The following is an 8,932-nucleotide window of genomic DNA, read 5'->3' on the forward strand; positions in this document are numbered from 1 at the left end:
CTAGGCGGCGACCGAGGCGGACGACAAGCCAAAAAACCGCAGAAATCCGCCGTTTTTTGCGTTGCAAACGTCAGGCAGCAGCGCGTTCGGTGTCGATAATCGCTCGCGCTACCAGCACGCATTGGCCGCATTTCGCGCGGCAGCCGAGCGACTGATAGGCCTGGCAGGCGGTGCGACAGCCGTTGCGGGCCGCCTCCCGAACCTGGGACTCTCGTATCGCATTGCAAACACAGACGACCATGGATGCTCCTCGCTCAGCCGTGCTTATGGAGCTAATGCGAGACGGTCGCAAGTGTAATGCTAATCATTCGCAGTCGTGCCGGCACGCTTCGCCGCAATGCCGCGGCGCCGGCTCAGCATTCCGGCGTCAGCGCCGCCTGCCACGCCGCCGGTTTGAAGCCGACGAGCAGAATCGCGTCGTGGACGAACACCGGACGCTTGATCATCGACGGCTGCGCCAGCATCAGCGCGACCGCGCGCGCCGAGTCGATGCCGGCCTTGTCGGTATCGGGCAGAGCGCGGAAGGTCGTCCCCGCGCGATTGAGCAACGCCTCCCACCCGAGCCGCGCGAGCCAGGATTCGAGCAGCGCGGCGTCGATGCCGGCGGTCTTGTAATCGTGGAAGGCGTAAGCGATGCCCGCGCCGTCGAGCCAGGCCCGCGCCTTCTTCACCGTGTCGCAATTGCGGATGCCGTAGAGCGTCGTCATCGGTCGCCCTTAGCCGGCGGGTCAGCCGAGGGCGAGGCTGATCGGCCCGGATCGCCTCCCGACCCGGCGCGTTCGCGCGGCTGGCACCCTTCTCCCTTCAGGGCTAGCAGTGCAGCATGACCGACGCCTTCTTCTCGATCCACCGTCACCAGCTCGTCCGCGTCGCCGCCGCGACACCGATCGCCAGCGTCGGCGAGGTCGCCGTCAATCTCGCCGCGACCGTGGCAGCGGCGACCGATGCCGATGCGCGCGGCGTCGACCTCGTCGTCTTTCCCGAACTCAACCTGACCTCCTATGCGATCGACGATCTTCACCTGCAGGCGGCGCAGCAGCGCGCCAGCGAACAGGCGGTGCTGGCGCTCGCCGAGCAGACCGCGAGCCTCGCGCCGCTGCTGCTCGTCGGCGCGGCGTTGGTCCGCAACGGGCGGCTCTACAATTGCGCGGTGGCGGTGCATCGCGGCCGCATCCTCGGCGTCGTGCCCAAGACCTTCCTGCCCAATTATCGCGAATATTACGAGAAGCGCTGGTTCGCCTCCGGCCTCGGCCTCACCGGCCTGACCATCCGGCTCGGCGAGGAAGACGTGCCGTTCGGCACCGACCTGCTGTTCGCCGCCGACGATCTGCCCGGCTTCGTCGTCCATGCCGAGATCTGCGAGGATTATTGGGCGCCGACGCCGCCTTCCACCATTGGCGCCCTCGCCGGGGCGACGATCTGCTGCAATCTCAGCGCCTCCAACATCGTCATCGGCAAGGGGCGCGAGCGGATGCTGCTCGCCGCGGCACAATCGGCGCGCACCGCCTGCGCCTATGTCTATTCCGCCGCGGGGCCGGGCGAGAGCACCACCGATCTCGCCTGGGACGGTCAGGGCTTCATCTACGAATGCGGCGACCTGCTGGCCGAATCGCAGCGCTTCGTCCAGGCGGCCGAGCTCACCGTCGCAGACGTCGATGGCGAACGGATCGTCCAGGAGCGGCTGCGCACCGGCACGTTCAACGATGCCGCGATCGCCTCCGGCCATCCGGAGACGCGCGTCCGCCGCATCGGCTTCAGCCACCGGCCCAGCCTCGACGACAGCGGGCTGGAGCGGCCGATCCGCCGCTTCCCCTTCGTCCCCAACGATCCCAGCCGGCGCGACGAGGATTGCTACGAGGCCTTCAACATCCAGGTCGAGGCGCTGTCGAAGCGGCTCGCCGCGACGCGATCGCAGACGCTGGTGATCGGCGTCTCGGGCGGTCTCGATTCGACGCATGCGCTGATCGTTGCCGCCAAGGCGATGGATCGGCTCGGTCGGCCGCGCAGCGACATCCTCGGCTTCACCCTGCCCGGCTTCGCGACCGGGGACACGACCAAGAGCAATGCCTGGGCGCTGATGCGCGCGCTCGGCTGCACCGGCGCCGAGATCGACATCCGCCCCGCCGCGCGCCAGATGCTCGCCGACATGGGCCACCCCTTCGCCAGCGGCAAGCCGGTCTATGACGTTACCTTCGAGAATGTGCAGGCGGGGCTGCGCACCGATTATCTGTTCCGCCTAGCCAATCAGCGCGGCGGCATCGTGCTCGGCACCGGCGATCTCAGCGAATTGGCACTCGGCTGGTGCACCTATGGCGTCGGCGATCAGATGAGCCATTACGCGGTCAACAGCGGCGTGCCCAAGACGCTGATCCAGTTCCTGATCCGCTGGTGCATCCGCACGGGTCAGTATGACGCGGCCACCAATGCGGTGCTGACGACGATCCTCGACCAGGAGATTTCGCCCGAACTCGTCCCCGCCGATGCCGAGACGGGCGCGATGCAAAGCACCGAGTCGATGATCGGCCCCTATGCCCTCAACGACTTTTTCGCGCATTACGTCGTCCGGCACGGGCTCGCGCCGTCGAAGATCGCCTTTCTCGCCTGGCATGCGTGGCGCGATGCCGCCGCGGGGGCATGGCCGGCGGACTTTCCGGCGGCGGGGCGCGTCGCCTACGATCTGCCGACGATCAGACACTGGCTGGAGCGGTTCATCGTCCGCTTCTTCCAGCTCAGCCAGTTCAAACGCTCCGCCATCCCCAACGGACCGAAGGTGTCCGGCGGCGGCGCGCTCAGCCCGCGCGGCGACTGGCGCGCGCCGGCGGACGGCAGCGCGGCGGTCTGGCTCGACGAGTTGCGGCGAAACGTTCCGTAAATTATTGCCTTTATTTGCCCGGGGGCGCATTATGAAGATCTGATGACACCGCCTCCCCGGGATGGCTCGCGCGATCGCCGGATCGAGGACCCATCGAATCTCTATCTGATTCATCCTGCGTCACACGCCTTGCTCCCCCTTGCCTTGCGGCACGGTCTGTCCGCCAATGCGGTGTCGGTGATCGGGCTCGGCTGCGGCACGATCGCGGCGCTGGCCTATGCGCAGGCGTCGGCGCCCGCCGCGGCGGTGATCGGCCTGATCTTCTCGGTCGCCTGGCTGATCGCCGATGGGCTCGACGGGATGATCGCGCGCGCGACCAAGACGGCGAGCGCCCTCGGCCGCACGCTCGACGGGCTGTGCGACCATGGTGTCTTCGCGTTGATCTATATCGCGCTCGCCTGCGCGATCGGCACCACCGGCGGCTGGGTACTGGCAATCCTCGCCGGCGGCTGCCACGCCGTCCAGTCGAGCCTGTACGAAGGCGAGCGCGCGCGCTTCCACCGCCGTGCGCGCGGCGAGCCGCTCGCCGCGGTGCCGGTGCCGACCGGCATGCCGCTCGTCCGCCTCTATGACAGCGTCGCCGGCTCGGTCGACCGCGTGTCGATGCCGTTCGAGCGGCGCTTCGGCGCGGCCGAGGATCGGGCCGCCTTCGGTGCCGCCTATGCCGCCGCGGCAGTGCCGGCGATGCGCCTCCAGTCGCTGCTCACCGCCAACGTCCGCGTCTGGGCGGTGTGCCTCGCCTGCCTGATCGGCAACCCGCGATTGTTTTTCTGGTTCGAGATCGTCCCGCTGACCCTGGTCTGCGCGGTCGGCCTCTACCGCCACCGGCGCGTCGAGCGCCGCTTCGTCTTCGGCGCTACGCCGCATTCCCTTCTTTTTCCAAGCGAACAGGGTCATTCATGAAGAGCATCAACATCGCCATCGTCGGCATCGGCAACTGCGCGAGTTCGCTCGTCCAGGGGCTGGAGCATTATCGCGAAGGCGCCAACGATCTCGTCGGGCTGATGCACTGGGAGCTCGGCGGCTATAAGCCCTCCGACATCAAGGTCGTCGCCGCCTGGGACGTCGATGCGCGCAAGGTCGGCAAGGACGTCGCCGAGGCGATCTTCGCCAAGCCCAATTGCACCGCGGTGTTCGCCGCCAACGTTCCTGCCACCGGCACGCTCGTCAAGATGGGCGCGGTGCTCGACGGCGTCGCCGACCATATGGCGGATTACAAGGACGACCGCACCTTCATCGTCGCCAACGACACGCAGCCGAGCAAGGCCGAGATCGTCGCCGAGCTGAAGGCGAGCGGTACCGACGTGCTGATGAACTATCTGCCGGTCGGCAGCCAGCAGGCGACCGAATTCTACGCCGAATGCGCGCTCGAGGCCGGCGTTGCCTTCGTCAACAACATCCCCGTCTTCATCGCCTCGAACCCGGAATGGGCGAAGAAGTTCGAGGATGCCGGCGTCGCGATCATCGGCGACGACATCAAGGCGCAGCTCGGCGCGACGATCGTCCACCGCGTGCTCACCGACCTGTTCGCCAAGCGCGGCGTCAAGCTCGACCGGACGTATCAGCTCAACACCGGCGGCAACACCGACTTCCTCAACATGTCGAACCACCGCCGCCTCGAATCCAAGAAGATCTCGAAGACCGAGGCGGTCCAGTCGGTCGCGGCCGAGCGGCTCGACGACGACAACGTCCATATCGGGCCGTCGGACTACGTGCCGTGGCAGAACGACAACAAGGTCTGCTTCCTGCGCATGGAGGGCCAGTTGTTCGGCGGCGTGCCGATGAACCTCGAACTGCGCCTGTCGGTCGAGGATTCGCCCAACAGCGCCGGCGTCGCGATCGACATGATCCGTTGTGCGGCGATCGCCAAGGATCGCGGCATCGCCGGCGTGATCGACCCCGCCAGCGCCTATTTCTGCAAGCACCCGCGCACGCAGATGACCGACGATCTCGCCCAGACCGCGGTCGAGGCGTTCATCAAGGCCGCCTGATGATCACCACGGGCCTGCTGCTCGCCGCCGGTCAGGGCAGCCGGCTCCGTTCGGTGACGCCGTTCAAGCCGCTCTGCCCGGTCGCCGGGCGGGCGCTGATCGATCATGCGCTCGACGGCATGGCGGCGGCAGGCCTGACGCGCGCGATCGTCTCGCTCGGCTATGGCGCCGAGGCGATCGCCGCGCACCTCGCCGCCCGCAGCTGGCCGCTTGAGGTGGTGACGGTGATGACCGACTATCATCAGCCGAACGGTGTTTCGGCGCTGGCGGCGCGTGCGCTGATCGGCGCCGAGGGCGCGGTGCTCGCGATGTGCGATCACCTCGTTCAGCCGCGCCACTATCGCCGCCTCGCCAAGGCGGGCGCGGGCGACGGGCTGCGGCTCGGCATCGACCGCCGGCTCGGCCATCCCTGGGTCGATCCGCTCGACGTCACCTGCGTCGCGACGCGCGGCGATGCGATCGTCGCGATCGGCAAGGAACTGCACCCGCACGACTGCTACGACACCGGCATCTTCGCGGTGTCGCAGCGCTTCTTCGCGGCGCTGGCGACGCTCGACAGCCCGTCGCTGACCGAGGGCGTTCGCCTGCTCGCGGCAGACGGCGCGGCGACGATCGTCGATTGCAGCGATCTCGACTGGCTCGACGTCGACGACGCCCCCGCCTTCGCCCATGCCGAGGGCTGGATGACGCGCCTCGCCGCCTGAACGGCGCCGGTGATCAGCGCGCAGGCGGCCGATCCTCGTCGTTGAGGAGGTGCAGGTTGAACCCCCTGACCGACGGGGCGGTCAGCAAGGCCTTGTCCGTGCGGGTACGCGCGGCTGGCTGGGGGACGAGCGATTGTGCCCGCGTCCGGGCCGTCGCGTCCGCGGTCGGCGGCGCCGTCAAGCTGCCGACCTTGAAGACGGCGATGCCCTTCTCCAGCTCGGCCGCCTCTCCAGCGATCTCGGTCGCGGTCGTCGAAATCCGGGCAGAGGCCTGGACATTGTCTTGCGTCACCAGATCGAGCTGCTGGATCGCCGCATTGATCTGCGATGAGCCGATATCCTGTTCGCGGCAGGCGGCGCTGATCTCGGCGACGAGGTCGGCGGTACGCCGGATATCGGGGACGAGCTGGGTCAGCATGTCGCCGGCATGCGCCGCCGCGGCGATGGTTTCGGCGGAAATGCCGCAAATCTCCCCGGCGGCGGCCTGACTGCGCTCGGCGAGCTTGCGCACCTCGGCGGCGACGACGGCGAAGCCCTTGCCGTGATCGCCGGCGCGCGCCGCCTCGACCGCGGCGTTGAGCGCGAGCAGATCGGTCTGCCGCGCGATCTCCTGGACGATGCTGATCTTCTCGACGATCATCCGCATCGCGCGCGTCGCCTCCTGCACCGCCACGCCGCTCTGCTCGGTCCGCATCGACGCCTGGCGCGCGATCGCCTCGGTCTGGATCGCATTGTCGGCATTCTGTTTGATGTTGGCGGTCATCTCTTCCATCGACGCCGAAGCCTGTTCGGCGGCGGCGGCCTGCTGGACGGCGCCTTCGCTGACCTGCTCGGCGATGACGGAAAGGCGCTGCGTGCCGGCCGCGACGACCTGTGCCGCCCCCGTGGTTTCGGCAACCACGGCGCGCAGCCGCGCCACCATCGCGACGAGCGAATGACCCAGCCGATCCTTGTTCGACAGCGGCTGATGGTCGACGGTCAGATCCCCCCGCACGATCGTATCCGCCAGGACCGCCGAGAGGCGCAGGTTGCCGGTCATCACGTTCACCGTATCGACGAGATCGCGGATCTCATCGTTGCCGGTGACGCTCACCTGCTGGTCGAGGTCGCCCACCGCCACCGCATTTGCCGCCTGCGTCAGCGCCGCGAGGCCCCTCGTGATCCCCAAGGCGATCCACAGCGCCGCCGCCGTCGATAGCGCCACCGCAACGGCCGCGAAGACCGCGATCAGCCGCACCGCGGTCCGGTAGGTCGACGTGGTCGCCTTCTCGCTCGCCGCCATCTCGTCACGCTGCTTGTAGAACACCGGCGTTTCCAGCCGCTCGATATCGTCGGTGATCGGCCGCGCGACCTGATAGGCCATGGCGCGCGCCTCGGCCGACCGGCCCGCATCGCGCAGCGCCCGCACGCTCTGCTCGACGCGCCCGTAGCGCACGATATCGTCGGCGACGGCGCGCCACGCCTGCCGGTCCGTCTCGTCTTCGGCATGATCGATCAGCCAGGCCGTATCGGTCCTGAGCCTCTGGCGGTGGCTGTCGTTCAACGCCTCCACCTTGTGGCGCTCCGTGTCGGTCGGCGCCTCGATCAGGTCGTAGAGGCCGCGGGTCGCGCGCAGTTCATATTCGGTGATCCACTGGATCCGCTCCTTGCGCGCCGCCGGTCCTTCGAGCAGCGCGGTGACGGTGTCGTTGAACAGCGTCAGGTTGACGTAGCTATAGGCGTTGGTCCCGATCAGCAGCGCGATGACGATGCCGAACGTCAGCAGAAGCTTGGTCTTGATCATGAGGCGCACGGGGTCACGCTCCGCTGGGGGGATGTGGGAAGGGGGCGACGGATCATCGCGCCGGACGGACGAGCCATGCCGGCGCGTCGACGGTGAACTTCAGCCCCAGCACCAAGGCATCGGGGATATCGCGCGGCCGGAACGGCGCGCCGCTCTGATCGGGGTGGACGATATATTGCAGGTTCGGCGACAGGCGCACGGCGGGGCCGAGTTGCGCGCCATAGTCTAGTTCCATCATATATTGATGCCGCGACACCTCGGCGGACCCGCCGGTCGTGCGACGGGCGGCGCGCATGGCGCCAAGCGCGAGATCGCTGAACCGTTGGTCGTTGATGACGAAGCCGAGCGTATCGCGCTCGCGCCCCGGCAGCAGGCCGGCGTAGGACAGCCCGAGTTCGAGGAAGTGCGTCTCGCTCGTCCGCCCTTCGATATTGGTCATCGCGACGCCGAACAGCGTGAGCCCGCGCAGCGACGTCGAGTCGGGCCGAGTCAGCATCTGATCGAAGCGGGCGAACCATCCCGATCGCCCGTGGCGGATCGCCACGGGCCGGCCGCTCGTGATCGCGATGCCGCCCTGATCGTCGCGGAGCGGGTCGTCGTAATCGGCATGGTCCAACCAGCCGCCGATCGCATAATGATGCGGCCGGCGGACGCTCGCGCCATCGGCGGCGATGCCGAGTTCATAGGGGATGACGACGCCGGTCGCGCCGCCGGTGCCGAAGGCAATGCCGTGATCGCCCGGTCGACGGCGGTCGGGATTGACCTCGAACACCCCGGCATGCGCGTAGACGGTGTCGCCGAGCGACAGCCGCGCCCGCGCCATCCAGCTCGATGCCGGGAAGTAGGTGAAGTTGCTGACCTTGAAGATGAAGGTCGGGTTGCCGCAGGCCGAGTTCGTCTGAAACTGGCAATAGACGGGCGCATTGAGGAAATAGAGGTTCGCCTGGCTCCGCCCCGCCTCGACGGTGAGGCGATCGTGGAGCAGCCGCTGCTCATACGTCAGGATCGCGAGATGGACGTTCTGCGTTCCCCAGATCTCCTGCACCGACGTGTTGTTGCCGATCGCGATGGCGCTGAGGTTGCTGCCGTGGCGATCGGTGACGGCGAGATGCAGCGTCCCGCCATCGACTCCCGCCAATCGTCCGAGATCAGCGTCGACGCCGAGATAGACCTGGCCGGCATAAGCGGCGTCGCGGTGCAGGCCGCCACGGACATTGGTCGCCCCCTCCCCCGTATAGCCGAGCGCTAGGCGGATACCGGAATCGCCGCGCGACTCCTCCTGCTGCTGCGGTGGGGGAACCGTCGCCGGACCCGCGGCAAGATCCTGGGCAGCGGCGGGACCGACGCCGCATCCGACGGCCAAGCTGCAGGAGGCGATACCCCATATGACCTTACCCCACATCCGTCCGCCCCCCGTTACGTCAGCGGACTTTCCATTAATGAACTTTATAATGGGTTAATTCCATAATAGGCCGCCTTCTCCTGAAGTTGCGAACCAGTTGCTCCGATCGGGCGGGTGCAGTCTGTGCGACGGGGTGCGACGACGCTCGCGGCTTGACCCCTGCCCCCCGATCCCCGACAC

General features: G+C 67.8%; 8 protein-coding genes. 4 read left to right on the forward strand and 4 right to left on the reverse strand.

The window, feature by feature from the left end:
* Positions 1-70 precede the first annotated feature (70 nt).
* Positions 71-241 (reverse strand): (2Fe-2S)-binding protein, encoded by a 171-nt coding sequence (locus tag BW41_RS21865; RefSeq protein WP_081793093.1) that lies wholly within the window; start codon positions 239-241, stop codon positions 71-73.
* 112 nt (positions 242-353) lie between these two features.
* Positions 354-707 (reverse strand): ArsC family reductase, encoded by a 354-nt coding sequence (locus tag BW41_RS13460; protein WP_037535029.1) that lies wholly within the window; start codon positions 705-707, stop codon positions 354-356.
* Positions 708-823: 116 nt separating this feature from the next.
* Between BW41_RS13460 and BW41_RS13465 the strand changes: the two genes are divergently transcribed.
* From BW41_RS13465 to BW41_RS13480, 4 genes are all read left to right on the forward strand, one after another.
* Positions 824-2,872: an NAD(+) synthase gene (locus BW41_RS13465; RefSeq protein ID WP_037535030.1), complete on the forward strand. Its 2,049-nt coding sequence runs from the start codon at positions 824-826 to the stop codon at positions 2,870-2,872.
* Positions 2,873-3,001: 129 nt separating this feature from the next.
* A complete protein-coding gene (locus tag BW41_RS13470; protein WP_235199765.1) occupies positions 3,002-3,775 on the forward strand; it encodes a CDP-alcohol phosphatidyltransferase family protein in 774 nt (257 codons plus the stop codon).
* A complete protein-coding gene (locus tag BW41_RS13475; protein WP_037535032.1) occupies positions 3,772-4,863 on the forward strand; it encodes an inositol-3-phosphate synthase in 1,092 nt (363 codons plus the stop codon). The genes BW41_RS13470 and BW41_RS13475 overlap by 4 nt, the downstream gene beginning before the upstream one ends.
* Positions 4,863-5,567, forward strand: coding sequence for an NTP transferase domain-containing protein (locus tag BW41_RS13480; RefSeq protein ID WP_037535033.1), 705 nt, complete (start codon positions 4,863-4,865; stop codon positions 5,565-5,567). The genes BW41_RS13475 and BW41_RS13480 overlap by 1 nt, the downstream gene beginning before the upstream one ends.
* A gap of 13 nt (positions 5,568-5,580) precedes the next feature.
* Here BW41_RS13480 and BW41_RS13485 read toward each other — a convergent pair whose 3' ends face one another.
* Together BW41_RS13485 and BW41_RS13490 are read right to left on the reverse strand one after the other, a co-directional pair.
* A complete protein-coding gene (locus tag BW41_RS13485) occupies positions 5,581-7,350 on the reverse strand; it encodes a methyl-accepting chemotaxis protein (protein ID WP_051583495.1) in 1,770 nt (589 codons plus the stop codon).
* A 52-nt stretch (positions 7,351-7,402) separates the two neighbouring features.
* On the reverse strand, positions 7,403-8,713 hold the full coding sequence (locus BW41_RS13490) for a carbohydrate porin (RefSeq protein ID WP_235199766.1): 1,311 nt from the start codon (positions 8,711-8,713) through the stop codon (positions 7,403-7,405).
* Between the last annotated feature and the right edge of the window lie 219 nt (positions 8,714-8,932).

It is taken from the genome of Sphingomonas sp. RIT328 (assembly GCF_000632225.1).
GTDB classification, from domain to species: domain Bacteria; phylum Pseudomonadota; class Alphaproteobacteria; order Sphingomonadales; family Sphingomonadaceae; genus Sphingomonas; species Sphingomonas kyungheensis.

Bases quoted from the DNA above. Each gene is read 5' to 3' on its own strand.
- BW41_RS21865 (WP_081793093.1), bottom strand. From the start codon at position 241: ATGGTCGTCTGTGTTTGCAATGCGATACGAGAGTCCCAGGTTCGGGAG.
- BW41_RS13460 (WP_037535029.1), bottom strand. From the start codon at position 707: ATGACGACGCTCTACGGCATCCGCAATTGCGACACGGTGAAGAAGGCG.
- BW41_RS13465 (WP_037535030.1), top strand. From the start codon at position 824: ATGACCGACGCCTTCTTCTCGATCCACCGTCACCAGCTCGTCCGCGTC.
- BW41_RS13475 (WP_037535032.1), top strand. From the start codon at position 3,772: ATGAAGAGCATCAACATCGCCATCGTCGGCATCGGCAACTGCGCGAGT.
- BW41_RS13480 (WP_037535033.1), top strand. From the start codon at position 4,863: ATGATCACCACGGGCCTGCTGCTCGCCGCCGGTCAGGGCAGCCGGCTC.
- BW41_RS13485 (WP_051583495.1), bottom strand. From the start codon at position 7,350: ATGATCAAGACCAAGCTTCTGCTGACGTTCGGCATCGTCATCGCGCTG.